Origin of the sequence: Methylotenera versatilis 301, assembly GCF_000093025.1 — a bacterium.
Taxonomy (GTDB): domain Bacteria; phylum Pseudomonadota; class Gammaproteobacteria; order Burkholderiales; family Methylophilaceae; genus Methylotenera; species Methylotenera versatilis.
Map to the genome: position 1 here is coordinate 1,618,867 of NC_014207.1, position 16,334 is coordinate 1,635,200.

The 16,334-nt window shown below is 42.4% G+C and carries 12 protein-coding genes; 9 read left to right on the top strand and 3 right to left on the bottom strand.

The features are described 5' to 3' along the window. Positions 1-3,057, top strand: coding sequence for an efflux RND transporter permease subunit (locus tag M301_RS07445; protein ID WP_013148154.1), 3,057 nt, complete (start codon positions 1-3; stop codon positions 3,055-3,057). Positions 3,058-3,192: 135 nt separating this feature from the next. Here the strand turns inward: M301_RS07445 and M301_RS07450 are convergent, their stop codons facing one another. The 3 genes from M301_RS07450 to M301_RS07460 are packed head-to-tail and all read right to left on the bottom strand — an operon-like array spanning position 3,193 to position 8,570. Next, the gene (locus M301_RS07450; RefSeq protein ID WP_013148155.1) at positions 3,193-6,090 is read right to left on the bottom strand and encodes an EAL domain-containing protein; all 2,898 of its coding nucleotides are present in this window, start codon (positions 6,088-6,090) and stop codon (positions 3,193-3,195) included. A gap of 6 nt (positions 6,091-6,096) precedes the next feature. Then, a complete protein-coding gene (locus M301_RS07455; RefSeq protein ID WP_013148156.1) occupies positions 6,097-6,615 on the bottom strand; it encodes a YfiR family protein in 519 nt (172 codons plus the stop codon). Next, positions 6,612-8,570, bottom strand: coding sequence for a TonB-dependent receptor plug domain-containing protein (locus tag M301_RS07460; protein ID WP_013148157.1), 1,959 nt, complete (start codon positions 8,568-8,570; stop codon positions 6,612-6,614). The genes M301_RS07455 and M301_RS07460 overlap by 4 nt, the downstream gene beginning before the upstream one ends. Before the next feature lie 362 nt (positions 8,571-8,932). On the opposite strand from M301_RS07460, the gene M301_RS07465 reads away from it, so the two are divergent. The 8 genes from M301_RS07465 (at position 8,933) to M301_RS07500 (ending at position 16,333) form a co-directional block, all read left to right on the top strand. Beyond that, a complete protein-coding gene (locus M301_RS07465) occupies positions 8,933-9,532 on the top strand; it encodes a hypothetical protein (protein WP_041359380.1) in 600 nt (199 codons plus the stop codon). 74 nt (positions 9,533-9,606) lie between these two features. Then, positions 9,607-11,370 (top strand): 30S ribosomal protein S12 methylthiotransferase accessory factor YcaO, encoded by a 1,764-nt coding sequence (gene ycaO / locus M301_RS07470; protein ID WP_013148159.1) that lies wholly within the window; start codon positions 9,607-9,609, stop codon positions 11,368-11,370. A gap of 94 nt (positions 11,371-11,464) precedes the next feature. Then, entirely contained in the window at positions 11,465-12,064 is a 600-nt protein-coding gene (locus tag M301_RS07475; RefSeq protein ID WP_013148160.1) for an RNA polymerase sigma factor, read from the top strand. 2 nt (positions 12,065-12,066) lie between these two features. After that, a complete protein-coding gene (locus M301_RS14230; protein ID WP_013148161.1) occupies positions 12,067-12,516 on the top strand; it encodes a cupin domain-containing protein in 450 nt (149 codons plus the stop codon). A gap of 60 nt (positions 12,517-12,576) precedes the next feature. Then, the gene (locus tag M301_RS07485) at positions 12,577-13,641 is read left to right on the top strand and encodes a hydrolase (protein WP_013148162.1); all 1,065 of its coding nucleotides are present in this window, start codon (positions 12,577-12,579) and stop codon (positions 13,639-13,641) included. A gap of 307 nt (positions 13,642-13,948) precedes the next feature. After that, the gene (locus M301_RS07490) at positions 13,949-15,007 is read left to right on the top strand and encodes an SAM-dependent methyltransferase (protein ID WP_013148163.1); all 1,059 of its coding nucleotides are present in this window, start codon (positions 13,949-13,951) and stop codon (positions 15,005-15,007) included. A gap of 13 nt (positions 15,008-15,020) precedes the next feature. Then, positions 15,021-15,557, top strand: coding sequence for a DUF2878 domain-containing protein (locus M301_RS07495; RefSeq protein WP_013148164.1), 537 nt, complete (start codon positions 15,021-15,023; stop codon positions 15,555-15,557). Then, on the top strand, positions 15,554-16,333 hold the full coding sequence (locus M301_RS07500; RefSeq protein WP_013148165.1) for a DUF1295 domain-containing protein: 780 nt from the start codon (positions 15,554-15,556) through the stop codon (positions 16,331-16,333). Before M301_RS07495 ends, M301_RS07500 begins: the two co-directional genes overlap by 4 nt. The last annotated feature ends 1 nt before the right edge of the window (position 16,334 follow it).

The following is a 16,334-nucleotide window of genomic DNA, read 5'->3' on the forward strand; positions in this document are numbered from 1 at the left end:
ATGAATAAACTCATTGAAATATCACTTAAAAACCCGTTACTTATTTTCATATTCACTGCCTGTATTCTATTCGGCGGGCTTTATGCAGCAAAAGAGCTGCCAATTGATGCATTTCCTGATGTATCAAGTACACAGGTAAAAATCATTATGAAATCTCCTGGTTTAACGCCAGAAGAAGTTGAAGCGCGCATTACGGCACCGCTTGAAATTGAAATGTTAGGTTTACCCAATCAAACCATGCTGCGCTCAGTAGCTAAATATGGGCTTACCGACATTACGATTGATTTCGCTGATGGTACCGATATTTATTGGGCACGCAATCAGGTTGCGGAGCGAATTAACGCTGTGCGTGGCGACTTGCCGAGTGATGCCACTGGCGGAATCGCACCAATGACTACGCCGCTAGGTGAAATGTTGATGTTTACTGTAGAAGGCGGTGGTTTGAGCTTAACCGAGAATCGCAGCCTGCTTGATTGGGTGATTCGACCTCAACTAAGGAGCTTAGAAGGTGTAGCAGACGTCAATTCATTAGGTGGCAAAGTAAAGACATTTGAAATAGTCCCTGATTTAAACGCGATGCAAGCACGCGGTATTACTTTAGATAGCTTACAAATAGCCCTAGAACGCAATAACCGCAACGATGGTGCCGGACGACTGAGCCAAGGCGAGGAAGCGATTATCGTGCGCAGCGAGGGTCGAATCAACGCATTGAACGATATTTTAAATACTGTAGTGAAAGCTGATACAAACGTTGTGGTTCGAGTTAAAGATATTGCTAGCGTGAACATTAGCAACCTCACCCGCAACGGCGCTGTGAGCCACAACGGGCAAGGTGAAGTAGTCGAAGGCTTGGTACTGGGTTTGCGTGGTGCAAACGCGCAAAAACTAGTTGAAGGCGTTAAAGCTAAATTGGCTGAAATTGAGCCAACTTTGCCAAAGGGTGTAAAACTTAATATATTTTACAATCGTGGCAATTTAGTTGATAAAGCAATACATGGCGTGTCTAAAGCCATGCTAGAAGCCATTGTGCTGGTACTGATATTACTGATGCTATTTTTGGGCAATATTCGCGCGGCAGTGACTGTCGCTTTAGTCTTACCACTTTCTGCATTGGTGACATTTATGCTGATGCGTTATTTTGGCGTAAGCGCTAATTTAATGAGCCTAGGTGGGTTGACTATCGCTATTGGTATGTTGGTAGATGCGGCCGTTGTGGTAGTTGAAAACATAGAGTCTAAACTTGCCCATTACGATGGAAAGAGCAATAAGATCGCCTTGATTTTACAGGCGGTAAAAGAGGTTAGTACGCCAGTTATCTCAGGTATCGTCATTATTATCGTCGTATTTCTGCCATTACTCACTTTACAAGGCTTAGAAGGCAAGCTGTTTGCGCCAGTAGCACTCACTATTGTGTTTGCTTTGGCTGCTTCCTTGTTATTGTCACTGACTGTCATTCCTGTTTTTGCGGCAATGCTTATTACCAAAAAACATCATGCAGAGCCTTGGTTGGTACGACAAGCTTTACGAGTTTACACGCCAATTTTAAAGATGGCGTTAAATAAAAGTAAACTTGTGATGCTGATTGCAATCACCTTTCTGGTTTTGACAATGGTCGTTTACACACAAATTGGTAAAACCTTTATGCCAACAATGGATGAAGGTGACATTATTATGGGATCAGAAAAACTTCCTTCCATAACCTTAAACCAAAGCGTTGCCATGGATAACGCCATACAAAAAGCCATTCTAAAAGATGTGCCAGAAGTCGCACAAGTAGTGTCACGAGTGGGTTCTGATGAGCTAGGTTTAGACCCGATGGGATTAAATCAAACAGATAATTTTGTAATTTTAAAGCCGCGCGACCAATGGCGCACACAAAATAAAGATGACATTATCGATAGTTTGCGACAAGTCATGACTAACTTTGCAGGCATCGATTACAGTTTTACGCAACCCATTGATATGCGCGTGAATGAAATGATATTAGGCGTACGCGGCGACTTAGCCATTAAGTTATACGGTACTGACTTAAAAGTACTGGGAGAAAAAGCCGAAAAAATCAAATCGATATTAGAAGGCATTCAAGGTGCCCAGGATGTTTACACCCCGCAAAATAGCGGTGTGCAATATTTATCCGTCAATATTGACCGCGAAAAAGCTGGCAGATTAGGCTTTGACGTGACGCGCATTCAAGATGCACTACGTGTCCAAGTTGAAGGCTTGCAGCTGGGTATTGTCCAAGAAGCCGAGCGCCGCATACCGCTAGTGATTAAAGGCGCTGAAAGTTTACGCCTTTCACCTGCCGATTTTGCCAATATTCGTATCACATCAAGTGAAGGTGTCAGCGTGCCACTTGCGACTTTGGCTACTTTAGATCGCATTGAAGGGCCCGTGAAGATTGATCGTGAGCGGGCAAGTCGCATGGTAGTCGTCACGAGCAACGTAAAAGGTCGCGATTTAGTGAGCTTTGTTGAAGAAGCTAAACAAAAAATCACTAACCAAGTCAAGTTAGATTCAGGCTACCGCATCCAATTTGGCGGTCAGTTTGAAAATCAACAGCGCGCAGCTCAGCGACTTTCTATTGTGATTCCAATCGCCATCTTGATGATTTTTATTTTGCTATTCTCAACATTTCACTCGATTCGCCAAACAGTGCTGATATTAGCCAACATTCCATTTGCCATGATAGGTGGTGTATTTGCACTATGGGTTTCAGGCGAGTATTTATCAGTGCCGGCCTCAGTGGGCTTTATTGCATTGCTAGGCATTGCCGTACTGAATGGCGTAGTGATGATGACTTACTTCAACCAACTAGAAGACGAAGGTTTACAGTTAATTGATGTGGTGATGGAAGGTGCAAAACGTAGATTACGACCAGTACTGATGACCGCGAGTATCGCCGCTTTTGGCTTGGTGCCATTACTATTTGCCACTGGTCCGGGGTCAGAAATTCAGAAACCTTTAGCCATTGTGGTGATTGGTGGCTTAATCACCAGCACTATTTTAACGTTGATTCTGTTACCGATGCTATATCAGCGTTTTGGAGGTCGCAGGTAATTTAAATTTAAGTAGACTTTTGATTGAGATGGGAGCGATTAACTGTTAGAAAACTCACTTTAAAAACATACGCAAGTTTTTTTGAATTTTCAGCAGTTAATCTCCAACTTCACTTGTTTTTATTGACTGGTATTTTCACATCAGCTTTACCTGATCTACAAATTGCTCAATCGGCATAGGTTGTCCGAATAAAAATCCTTGGAAGCAGGTGCAACCACTATTGATCAACACGTTTCGTTGTTCAATGGTCTCAACACCTTCAGCTATTACCTCAAGGTTTAATGTTTGTGCCATCACGATAGTGGTACGCACAATCGCTTGATCACTATTGTCCACGGCAATGTCGTGCACAAATGATTTATCGATTTTCAATTGAGTGAGTGGTAATTGCTTTAGATATTGTAGAGACGAGTAGCCTGTTCCAAAATCATCCAGTGAAAACTGGATGCCAATTTCTTTCAGAATATTCATCGTTCTAATCGTGTCTTCGATATTATCTAACAACATACTTTCGGTTAACTCTAACTTAAGCATCGCTGGGTTGATCGCATGATTTTTTATGGCCGTTTTAACCTGCTTGATAAAGTCGGCTTGATGAAACTGCTTAGCGCTTACATTGATCGAAAGTTTGAGATTGCGTGTGCTAGCCTCTAACTCCCAAGCTTTAAGCTGAGCACAAGCCATGTCTAAGACCCATTTCCCGATAGTAAAAATCAAACCATTATCTTCTGCCAAAGGGATAAACGTGGGTGGAAATATCGTTCCATGTTCGGGATGAATCCAACGAATCAACACTTCAGCCCCCAAAGGCCGGCCCGCAATGTCGACTTGCACTTGAAAGTACAATTGAAATTGTTGCCGTTCAATCGCCACGCGTAATTCACGATCTAAATTGACAAGGTGATTAATGGCATCCTGCATCTTGGGGTCAAAAAACCGTATGGCATTACGCCCCGCTTTTTTTGCTTGATACATCGCTATATCAGCTTGTTTTAAGAGCTCTTCTATACCCGACTGATGATCATTAAAAAGTGTAACGCCTATGCTTGGTGAACTGAGACATTCATATTTAGATAGCGTATACGATTCATTCAGTATGCTTAAATACTTGTCACATATCACTTTTGCATGCTCAGCGGCCTCCATGGGCTTATCGCTGAGGTTTTCTAAAATAACCACAAATTCATCACCCCCTATGCGGGCAATCGTGTCATCTTCACGAGAGGTTGCAGATAAACGTTTAGCGACTTGTTGCAACAGCAAATCACCAACATCATGACCAAGCGTGTCGTTAAGTGTCTTAAAGTTATCTAAATCAAGAAACAAAACTGCGCCATACATTTTACTGCGAGCACTGGCTGCCAATGCATGCTTTAGCCTATCAATCAGCAGTCGTCTGTTTGGTAGACCTGTAAGCGAATCATAAAATGCAAGATTTCTGATTTCTTCTTCAGCAGCTTTACGCTGTGTAATATCAATGCCTGAGCCAACATAATGACTCACGACCCCATCCTTTCCACTGACCGCAGAAATAGTGAGCCATTTGGGATAAACCTCACCATTCTTACGACGAGCCCAAATTTCCCCTTGCCATGCGCCTGTTTTATGAATGGAATCCCACATTTCTAAATAGAAATCTGCAGGATGTAAGTTTGATTTGAACATATAAGCATTTTTACCAATCACTTCATCAGCTGGGTAGCCAGTAGATTGAGTAAATGCCGGATTAACCCGCAATATGATGCAATTAGCATCAGTGATCAGCAAGCTTTCTTGTGATTGAAATGCCGTTGCTGCTATTGTGAGCTCGGACTCTGCTCTATCACGTTCAATAGCAATACTAGCCAAATCTGCATATTGTTCAATAATGGCAATGTCTGAGTCTTTAGGACTGAGCGACTCATTGAAATAAACAGAAAATACGCCTTGAACTTTACCCGTCGAAGTTATTACGGGGTATGTCCAACATGCAGTTACCCCTACTTTACTTGCAAGGGCTTTATAGCTGGCATCATAAGGGTGCGCTTGAATATTCTCAATAATGACAGGCTTACCAGTAGCTACAGCTGTTGCGCATGGAGTCAGGCCATTGCTGAGTTTCAGCTCTTTTATATAATCAATATAAAAATCAGGTAAATCGAGAGAGATGCTCCGACAGAACTGAGTGCTATCATTATTAAGTAACCAGAAACAACAAATTGCACCTTTATTAGAATACTCTGTATTTTCAGAAAATCCGCTAGTTACAATGGCTTCAAGCACCTCACCTAATGGCTTGTGATTAGCCAACATCCGCATGATATTACTTTGTGATTCCTCGCGCATTTCAGCCAGTTGCATCTGCTGCAGCATTTCATTAAAGCCGGTTGCTAACTCCCCTACTTCATCGCTAGAAATATGGTCCATACGTCCTGAATAGTCTATATTGTTGGAAATATGACGCATCATATAATTCATATTAAGAATGGGCTGTGTAATTGAACGTATAAGTGGGCGGAGCATAAGCGTTGCAAAGATCAGCGCCACAACAACCGCAAGCAAAGCGATGCCCCCATACAAAAATATATGTTGATACAGCAGATTAAAATTGGCCTCAAGTACAAGCTGCCCAACAGAACTACCTTTAAATTTAATGTCTTCCGACAAGGTCATCTTAGTCCATGTATATTTAGTGCCATACCAAGTTGGCCTTTCTAGCGCCCCTGATTGCTGAAGATTTTGTTTACTATATTCTGCAAAGGGAGTGCCATCGCGCAGAAAGATTTGCGCCCTATCTAGGCTTGGTGAGGTATGCAATGCGGAGAGCACTTCATTTGTAGCAACCGGGTCACTAAATGCTAAAGCAGCCGCGCTATTATCTGCAATGATGTTTGATTGAACCGACAAATCAACAGACTGATTTTTCCTAAAGAAATAAAACTCATAAGACATCATCACGATAAGCATAACAAGCATCGCGGATACGATTGAAACCACACTTATCGTAGTTAATTTGGTTTTAATTGATAAAAAATGCTTTTGTCTATTAATCATATCAATCTATTTTGCTAGCCTAACTAGCCTAGAACTTAAGGTTAAATGAGCATGCTTCGCAGACTCAACATTGACGTTAAAAACCAATCGCCGATTCTCTGGAAACATATTAATCATGACACCTGACTTAACCAAATCAAAGTTATCGCTCACAGTCAGCACAGGCGACTCGCCAAGTTTGTTAAGGATATTTTGAATATCAATTGAATCAGTTTCGCCTAGATAAAGCACTTCACAGGCCTCTATATTAGAATAATTCAACAGATGAATTACTCTGATATGCCGTTTATTTGCTTCAGTACCGTCGAAGTCATTAATCGCCTCATCCATGCCGCCTTTTCCAATGACACAAAGGCGTAAGGAGTCATTCACAGTTTTAGGCCATTCAGTTAATAGAATAAAGTTATAAAGGAAAGCGGCTTTTAATTTGTATTCTGGCGCAGGATCAGCGCGGCAGCTTTGTACCCAAGGCAAACCAAACAGGATTGCAATAAAACATTTATAGATTGAAGGCTTTATTTTCATTTGAAGGCGTAATCAACTTGTAGCCAAAAATTACGGCCATCCATCCGCAGCGTATCCTGCACTAAACCAGCAGGAGCCACTGAAAAATATTGACGATCGAAAAGATTTTTAATACTAAAAGATGCACTAACGCCATTGATTGGATGCTCGGAGCTGAACGTTAGATTCGCTACGGTGTAGCCTGGCACCAACATCCTTTTTTCAGTGTAGCGCGAGCTGGTAGTTTGCACTTCAACACCAGTACGGACAGAATTTTGCAACAAGGGAAAAGTTAAATTTATTTTCCCAAGATTTTCTGGAGAGTTCACCATGCGCAATCCGTCTGAATCTGTCGAAAATTGCTTTGCATAGCTACCATGCAATCGCACGCCATTATCCCAAAGTCTATGCAGCTCAAGTTCTAAGCCATTAGCATGTCCACCACCTGAGTTAACATTCTGATTCAGCAAAGAAGGTGAAGGTAAAGGTATACTCGTAATAATGTCGCTTGTTTGATAATGGTAAAGTGATGCAATTGCCCGCATGTTTCTAGAAAACTGCTGTTGAACAGTTAACTCAGTTGATGTGACGAACTCAGGGCCTAGTGCTGGATTGATTGCTTGTGTGTCATCATGATAGAACTGTTCGTATGCAGAGGGTCGTCGGAATGCAGAGCTATATGACAATTTAACGGTCGTGGGATTAAATGGCGTGTAGATTAAAGCAGCGCGAGGACTAATGTTTGTGCCTATACCTGAGGTGTTTTCAACTCTACCACCAAGGTTAACCTTTAAGTTGTTAGTCACGCTCATTTCATCTTGAGCATAAAAACTTACTGTTTCTCTGCTGTAGTCTGACGAGCCGAAGTGGTTTTGAAAACTTATTTCAAAGTCATTACGATACTCCGCACCAAACACTAATTTGTGATCATCAAACCAGTCGCCAACAAACTTTACATCTCCACCAACCCATTGACCGCGGTTATGTTCATGTATAAAACCTAGTGTTGGGTCAGTTAATGCAGTTCGATCCAGATAGTAGCCGTAATACACATGGCTAGAAGCCTTTACGTGAGAGCCGATATTGTTATCTGATTTTAAGCTAACGAATCCATTGGTGTCCCAATCCCATGTCAATGCGTTAAAAACCGTACCATAAGCCCCTGTTGGATTAGCATGTCTTCGTGAAACATACCCTCCTTCAATGCTTACGCCTTCAAACTGTAATTTACCGAAAAGACGCGGGCTACGCTCAAAATCAAGGTTATTGGCTATACCGTAATTAGTTGATGGGTTATTGAACTCAGGATAGTAGTAGTCTTGTCCGTCACTATGTAGTGCAGAAGCTGACAGCAGAATATCTGCACCATTATCAAATCGTTTACCGTAGGTCACTCGGCCTTTTTTTCCGCCAAAACTAGCGAGCTCACCTGACACCTGAGTACCGTTAAAATCACGACCTTTTTTTGTAATGATATTAATGATGCCAAAGAAAGCATTATTCCCGTAGATGGCTGAACCAGAGCCTGGGACGTACTCTACTCGCTCGATGAGCTCAGTATCTAGTAAGCCATCATTGCCAATATAAGCTTCATCGTAAATATTATCATTGGTGGCATAGCCATCAATCATCAACAATATACGACCAACATAATCGCCAGAACGACCGAAGCCTCGTCCGCCAAGGTAATAGATACTGCCGTCATACGGCGTATAGAGTCCACGCATGCTATTGACTATTTCAGCCACACTACGATATCCATAAGCACGAATATCATCAGCGGTGACGATTGAAATAGCAGTATTTGCATCGCTAATTTGATTAGCAATTTTAGCTGCCGAAACATACTCCACATCAAGTAGCTGTTCTAACTCCATATGAGTTAAATCTGCTTGATTATCAGTACTTTTTTCTGCGCCAACTGCCTGACCTGCTACAAAGAGCAGTATTGTTGTTAACAAAACTATATAGCGCATTAATACTTCCCTTAAACCGTGACTACATGCCTATAAGTTTATATTTGTAGCAAAGATGTTGAAACAAACTCGTCCTTGGACTTCATTATATCTAACAATAATCTTGGTTGGATATTTTATCTACCTTGAAGTGTGTTTGATTTTTCATATTCTAATCTGCATGAATAGCTACAACTTTGCAAAGACAATTCTATACATATGTAACAAAATGTAAATACAATTTATGTTTAGCAGCACGATATCCAATCACTTAAAGCAAAGGTATTGCTGTAAAACTAATCATAGATTAAATAACGTCAAAAACTCTCTCACCTTTAATGCCGTATACTAAGTTAACTAAAATTATGTGTATGGAAAACAACATGAATGAGCGCGTTCAACAGTTACTAACTCAAATGAATTTACTAGAAGACGAGCTGCGCACAGCCTTAAGCGAACAGCAGTCAACGATGTTTTTTCAAATCAAAGGGAAGCGCGTTGAGTTTGAACAATCCATCAAAGCTACACACCGTAAACTCAAACGAAATTTCTTTCGCTGGTTGGTCACAGACCGCCCACAAAACCTGATTACTGGGCCTATCATTTATTCGATGATTGTTCCGCTGCTCGTCACCGATCTTTTTGTCAGCTTTTACCAAATCACTTGCTTTCCGATTTACGGTATTAAAAAAGTGAAACGTGGTGACTATATTATTTTTGATCGCCAACATTTAAGTTATTTGAACTTCATTGAAAAATTTCATTGTACTTACTGCGCTTACGGTACTGGTATGGTGGCTTATATCAGCGAGATTATCGCCAGAACCGAGCAATATTTTTGCCCGATTAAACATGCAAGAAAAGTGTTAAGCACCCATGCGCGATATTCACACTTTTTAGACTTTGGTGAAGCCGAGAATTATGAAGCTAAATTAGAGGAATATAGACGCGCATTATCGCCAGATAGAATCGATAAAAAGTAGTCAATTTACCGCGTTATTTTCGCTGTTTTAGCTCCGCATGATATTCTGTAGGCTTTTAGCTAAGAGCCTTCAACATGACTGTCAACTCAACCACCACAGAAACCTTTATCCCTAGCAAGGATGCCTCACTAGAATCATCTATACGCACGTTACAAGGCAAGCTAGAAGCGCTGGGCATTCATGTGGAAGAGAAGTCATGGTTAAATGAGATTGAAGGCATTTGGTCTGTGCATGTGATTGACCGAGACTGCACTCGTCTTTTTACTAACGGCAAGGGCGCATCTCAATTAGCGGCTCGTGCAAGTGCGTTGGGCGAATATTTTGAACGCCTAAGTACTAACTACTTTTGGACGCATTTTTACTTAGGCGAAACCATCGCCAATAAAGAATTTGTACATTATCCAAATGAGCAATGGTTTCCCTTAAATAAAGGTAAATCTGCTGATAAATGGCCTGCTGGCTTGCTCACACCCGAGCTACAAAAATTCTATAACCCTGAAGGCACAGCGGTTGCCAGTCAATTAATTGATTTGAACTCAGGCAATAAAGAGCGCGGCATTTGCGCGATTCCATACACGCGTTTGCGTGACGATAAAATCGTTTATTTCCCAGTCAACCTGATTGGCAACTTGTATGTAAGTAACGGTATGAGTGCTGGCAATACACTGATGGAAGCGCGCACACAAGCGCTTGCAGAGATTTTTGAACGCGATATTAAATATAAAATCATACGCGAAGGCATTTGCTTACCTGATGTGCCAGAAGCTGTGATTAATCGCTTTCCACGCATTGCTGCGGGCATTAAAGGTTTACGTGATGCAGGTTACGGTATATTAGTTAAAGATGCTTCCTTGGGCGGTCAGTACCCAGTAATGAACGTCACATTGCTGCACCCTGAAGATCAAGGTTGTTTTGCCAGCTTCGGGGCACATCCGCGCTTTGAAGTGGCGCTAGAACGTGCATTGACTGAGTTACTTCAAGGTCGTGCGCTCGGCAGCTTAAAAGGCTTTGTCGCGCCAGGCTTTGACATGGAAGAGATTGCCGATTCGCAAAACTTAGAAATCCATTTTGTGGATTCTAGCGGTGTGATTAGCTGGGATTTCTTACGCAGCACGCCAGATTATGAATTTGTCGATTGGAACTTCGGCACGACAACAGAAGAAGATTACAACTGGTGCGTCAACACTATCCACAATAGTGGACATGATATGTATATTGCCGACTTTATGCACTTAGGCGTCTACGCTTGCCGTATCTTTGTGCCAGGCATGAGTGAAATCTATCCTGTAGAAGAATTGGAATGGGAAAACAATACGGTTGGCAATTTAGTGCGCCCTTTTGCTTTGCGACTACAAGATTTACAACAAGAAGAGTCAGCCGAGCTACTTGAAACTTTACTGGATTTAGATTTAGCCGATGAATTACCAGTCACCACCTTGATAGGTCTATGCGCCGACGCTGGTACCACTTGGGTAGACTTGCGTGCAGGTGAGCTTAAAACGCTCGCAGCCTTAGCCGCAGGTGACATAGACAATATCTTAGATGGCTGCGCTTGGATTGCTCAATTTAACGAGCTTCCTCCAGCACGCGCCAAAGTTTATCGCTGCATTGCCAACTTAGTGCAGATTGAGGAAGAGCTTGAGAATGGCGATCCCGCCTTATTTGCCGCTAATCTGGCGCTTATGTATGGCAAAGACACCTTGGCTCAAGCCCAGCGCCTAGTGAATCAAGAGGAACAATATTTTGGTTTAGAGAATTTAGGGCCGAATATGGAAGCCAGCAAAATGCACCAACAGTTATTAGCTGCATATCGCAAAGTATGGAAACAACTTAATTAAACTTTAAGATGTTTTTGCAATCTCGCTATAGATTGCATCCAAAAGCACATATGTTGCGTAATGCTTCATATGATAGTTAATTTGATTAAATACCATGGTTGAACTCATGTACGTGACACCTACGCATCTGCACGACCTCTCGCCGCCTTCGGAAATGCTCGCGCTTATTGGCAGGATGGCGAAAAGAGATGAGTCGTCGCTTGAGGCTTTTTACGATCTGACCTTATCAAAAGTCTATGGGCTAGCGCTTAAAATCACGCGCCGCCACGACTTAGCTGAAGATGTTGTAGGGGATACTTATTGGCAGGTTTGGCATCAGGCGGTTAAGTTTGATATTAGCCGAGGCGTACCTATGGCTTGGCTAATGCTTATTTGTCGAAGCCGCGCTTTAGATGCGTTGCGTAAGTTAGACGAAGCTGACTCTCATCCCGAACCTAGTGAGTTAATTGTAGAGCCCGGGTTTTCATGTCCTACACTTGAAAAAATGCTCACTTTAGAAAGAGACTCGGCGCTACATGCTGCTATGGCAAAACTTTCCGCCATTCAAAGACAGCTTATTGCACTCGCTTTTTTTAAAGGTTATACCCATCAAGAAATTTCTGAACAGACCAACTTACCGTTAGGTTCTGTTAAATCCCATATTAAACGTGCACAAGCGTCATTAAAAGATGCGCTATCGCATCAGGAGGCCTAATCATGGCTAAAGATAAAGACTTAAATGTTTTAGAGGCATTAGATATCACAGTTGCTGGTGCGGTAGCATCAAGCCTACTACCAACCATTCCCGCTCCTGAAGTAGCAAGCAGAATGAAAGCAACCTTACTCAACAGAATTAAGACCTCTGAAAGTAGCCATCGCTTTATGTTTGCGGACCAAGGGGATTGGCGAACAATTGCAGAAGGCGTGCAAGTCAAGGTGTTGAGGCAAGAAAGTGATAGTCGCTCCGTTTTAGTTAAAATGGCCGCGAATAGCTTCTTACCAGCGCATGAACATGATGTTGATGAAGAAGCCATCGTGCTGGAAGGCGAAGTTTGGTTGGAAGACATTTTATGTGGCATTGGTGATTACCACCTTGCACACGCAGGCAGCTCACATCGTGAGATTCGCACGGACCATGGCTGCTTACTATTTATTAGAAACGCCTAGGTTTTTTAAGTTACTCATCCACATTAAACAAACACTTTGAACAAATATAGCGTAGTTCTTATGATGATATTTGGTTTCGTAGCAACGCCAAGCGTTGCTGAGGAATCATACTCAGCACCATTCTGGCTCCCTAGCGGGCACCTGCAAACGATTTATCCAGCAGTATTCGCTGCGAAACAAGGAGTGAAGTATCGTCGTGAACGCTGGGAGTTAGATGACGGCGACTTTATGGATGTGGATTGGCTAGACAATGAGAATAGCAGCTTACAAAGTACCGATGTTGAAAGTACTCCAACTGTCGTGTTATTTCATGGCCTAGAAGGCAGCTCTAAAAGCCACTACGCTTTAGCTTTAATGGCTAACTTGCAAGCAAAAGGTTGGCGTGGCGTGGTGGTTCATTTCCGCGGCTGCTCTGGTGAAAACAATCGTTTACCGCGCGCCTATTTTGCTGGAGATAGCGTTGATATAGAAATGGCATTGTCTCGCGTTAAAAAAACCGTGGGCAATGCACCTGTATATGCTGTTGGCGTTTCTTTAGGCGGTAATGCACTGTTAAAGTGGCTGGGAGAGTCAGGTGAACATGCCGCTGAAATCATTGAATCGGCAGCTGCTATTTCAGCCCCCACAGACTTGGCCGCCTGCGGAGAAGCATTAGACAAGGGGCTTAATCGCGTGCTTTACACCCCGATGTTTGTGAATAGCATGCGACCAAAAGCCCTTGAAAAAGCGCGACAATTTCCCGGTTTATTGGATGAGGAAAAGATTAAATCTGCAAAGACTATTCGTGAGTTTGATACTTACGTCACCGCAAAGCTACATGGCTTCGTGGATGCTGACGATTATTGGGCTAAAAATGCGGCTAAGCCATGGCTACCGTATATCCAAATTCCAACTTTGATTCTTAACGCAAAAAACGACCCTTTTATTCCTGTAGAGTCCTTACCTGATCAAACATCTGTTTCTAATACCGTGACATTAGAAACCACTGAAGAAGGCGGACATGTGGGCTTCTTAAGCTCGCCCTTCCCTGGCAATAACAATTGGCTTCCACAACATATCATTCATTACTTTGAATCCTTGCAATTAAAATCCACGATTACTAGTCACTTAACTATTGACCAGTAATCGAAGTTTAAATCATCAGTCCAACTTACCACTATTGACCAGCTAAAGTTGCCAGCAATACTGCTGTGCCATTAGTCTTTCCAACATCACTGTATATCTGTGACAACTTAATATCTGTAACAACTTAGCGATCGAAACTGAGCTATCGATTCGCTATGTGTCTAAACTAATACCTGTACATTGCATCCATAAACAGAAATGCCACGTATATGTAATGAATTTGTTTCAGATGAAGGAACCTAGTCTAGTCAGCTACGTCTATTTAACGCTGGGTAATATTCAATTTAAAAAAATAATAAGGGTGATAATGCAATTAACAAGTTTAGCCATTAAGTTAGCGGAAAAAGGTTTAGTGCCTGATAGCGTAATCAGGACTGGTATTAGACAATTATCAGAAACTCGGCTTAAAGAAATCCGTGCGGGCAATTGCGAAGCTGGTGCGCAAATTGAAGCTGAGTTCGTAACCGCTATGAACAAAGCGCCTATTGCCTTAGTGCCAGAACTCGCAAATGCACAACATTACGAACTACCAACAAAGTTTTTCGAATTATGTTTAGGACAACACCGTAAGTACAGTAGCTGCTTCTGGCTGCCTGAGACATCGTCTTTAGATGAAGCCGAAGCCAATGCACTGCGTATGAGTTGCGAGCATGCAGATTTGCAAGATGGTCAACAAATTCTAGAACTAGGCTGCGGCTGGGGATCACTTACATTATGGATGGCAGCGCACTACCCAAACAGCCAAATTACAGCGGTTTCTAATTCAAACTCGCAACGCGAACACATTACGGCCACCGCCGCACAGCGTGGACTTAAAAATATTACGGTCATCACTTGTGACATGAACAACTTTTCACCTAGTAACTTTTCAATCAATCAAGCATTTGATCGGGTGGTATCGGTTGAGATGTTTGAACACATGCGTAACCACAAACTTTTATATGGAAAAGTGCATGATTGGTTAGTGCCAGGTGGCAAGTTTTTCATGCATATATTTGTGCATCGCTCAACGCCATATGCATTTGAAGTGCAAGGTGATGACGATTGGATGAGCCAGTTTTTCTTCTCTGGCGGCATGATGCCAAGCGATGACTTGCCTTTACATTTTCAGGAGAAATTAAAGTTAAACAAGCGCTGGCGCTGGGATGGCACGCATTACGAAAAAACGGCTAATGCTTGGTTGGAGAATATGGATAAGCATGAAAATACTATCACGCCGATTTTAAAAGAAACCTATGGAGCAGGCGAAGCTGTCAAGTGGCGTAATCGCTGGCGTATATTTTATATGGCTTGTGCAGAGCTATTTGGTTATAAAAACGGCCAAGAGTGGTGGGTTTCTCACTACCAGTTTGAGCGCCCTGCATAAAGCTTAATCAATCATGCTTATTATTAACTTCATATTTTTTCAGCTCGCTTGGTTTGCTTGTGTGATAGGCGCAGGCAAAGGCATGCCTTGGTTAGGTGTATTAGTAACCGCACTTGTTTTAAGCTGGCATTTATATCAAGCCAAAAATGTAAAAGCTGAACTATTACTGATGTTATGCGCGCTGTTGATTGGTGCGGCCTATGACCAATCAATGCTTTCTTTAGGCTACATCAGTTATTTAAACAATGGCTGGAGTAACGCAATTGTACCGGTCTGGATTCTAGCCCTTTGGCTGGCATTCACCAGTACGCTCAATGTAAGTTTGCGCTGGATGCACAGCAAACATTTAATCGCAGTCGCTTTTGGCGCAATGGGTGGTCCATTAGCGTATTTAGGTGCAGAGAAATTAGGCGCAGTTGTTTTGCATGGTGCAGCGAGCTATATCGCGTTATCGATAGGCTGGGCAATCATCACACCGTTGTTGCTCATACTCTCTAGCCGCTTCGATGGATTTGCATCTATCAAACCATTAAGAGGTTCAAGCAATTGATACATTGGCAAATATATTTGAATGGTCTGATGAGCATGGCTTTACTGGCACTCGTTGGCTGGTTAGTCAGTTTGTTTAGAAAGAATGTGACCCATGTAGACAGCATGTGGAGCTTATTTTTAATGTTATCCGCCTACACCTATGCCCTGCTACTAAACGATCTCACGCCTCGTATGTTTTTAGTGCTGTTTTTAGTCAGTTTATGGGCAATCAGGCTTTGCGTATATTTAACTTGGCGTAACTGGGGGCCTCATGAAGACCATCGTTATGTAGCTATTCGCCAAAATAACGAACCTCACTTTTGGATTAAAAGTATCTACATCATCTTTGGTTTGCAAGCTGTACTTGCGTGGATTATCTCCATGCCATTATTTGGCGCTATCGAATCAAAAGTATTACTAACTAGGCTAGACGTTTTAGGCGGCATCGTGTTTACCATTGGTTTTGTATGGGAAACCATCGCTGATTGGCAATTAAGTATATTCAAGGCTAATACTAACAATAAGGGCAAGGTGCTCAATACTGGCCTATGGCGTTACAGTCGGCATCCTAACTACTTTGGCGAATGTTGTGTCTGGTGGGGTTTTTATCTAATTGCCGCTGCTGCTGGTGCATGGTGTACGATTGTCGGGCCAATTCTAATGACTCTGCTGCTACTTAAAGTCAGTGGTGTTGCGTTACTGGAAAAAGATATTGCAGAACGCCGACCAGCTTATCTAAGCTACATTCAAAACACCAATGCTTTCATCCCGTGGTTTCCTAAAAGGTCTCAATAGT

Excerpts from the sequence above, each read along its gene's own strand:
- M301_RS07460 (WP_013148157.1), bottom strand. The coding sequence starts at position 8,570 with ATGCGCTATATAGTTTTGTTAACAACAATACTGCTCTTTGTAGCAGGT.
- M301_RS07455 (WP_013148156.1), bottom strand. The coding sequence starts at position 6,615 with ATGAAAATAAAGCCTTCAATCTATAAATGTTTTATTGCAATCCTGTTT.
- M301_RS07475 (WP_013148160.1), top strand. The coding sequence starts at position 11,465 with ATGGTTGAACTCATGTACGTGACACCTACGCATCTGCACGACCTCTCG.
- M301_RS07445 (WP_013148154.1), top strand. The coding sequence starts at position 1 with ATGAATAAACTCATTGAAATATCACTTAAAAACCCGTTACTTATTTTC.
- M301_RS07490 (WP_013148163.1), top strand. The coding sequence starts at position 13,949 with ATGCAATTAACAAGTTTAGCCATTAAGTTAGCGGAAAAAGGTTTAGTG.
- M301_RS07450 (WP_013148155.1), bottom strand. The coding sequence starts at position 6,090 with ATGATTAATAGACAAAAGCATTTTTTATCAATTAAAACCAAATTAACT.
- M301_RS07485 (WP_013148162.1), top strand. The coding sequence starts at position 12,577 with ATGATGATATTTGGTTTCGTAGCAACGCCAAGCGTTGCTGAGGAATCA.
- M301_RS07465 (WP_041359380.1), top strand. The coding sequence starts at position 8,933 with ATGAATGAGCGCGTTCAACAGTTACTAACTCAAATGAATTTACTAGAA.
- M301_RS07495 (WP_013148164.1), top strand. The coding sequence starts at position 15,021 with ATGCTTATTATTAACTTCATATTTTTTCAGCTCGCTTGGTTTGCTTGT.
- M301_RS14230 (WP_013148161.1), top strand. The coding sequence starts at position 12,067 with ATGGCTAAAGATAAAGACTTAAATGTTTTAGAGGCATTAGATATCACA.
- ycaO (WP_013148159.1), top strand. The coding sequence starts at position 9,607 with ATGACTGTCAACTCAACCACCACAGAAACCTTTATCCCTAGCAAGGAT.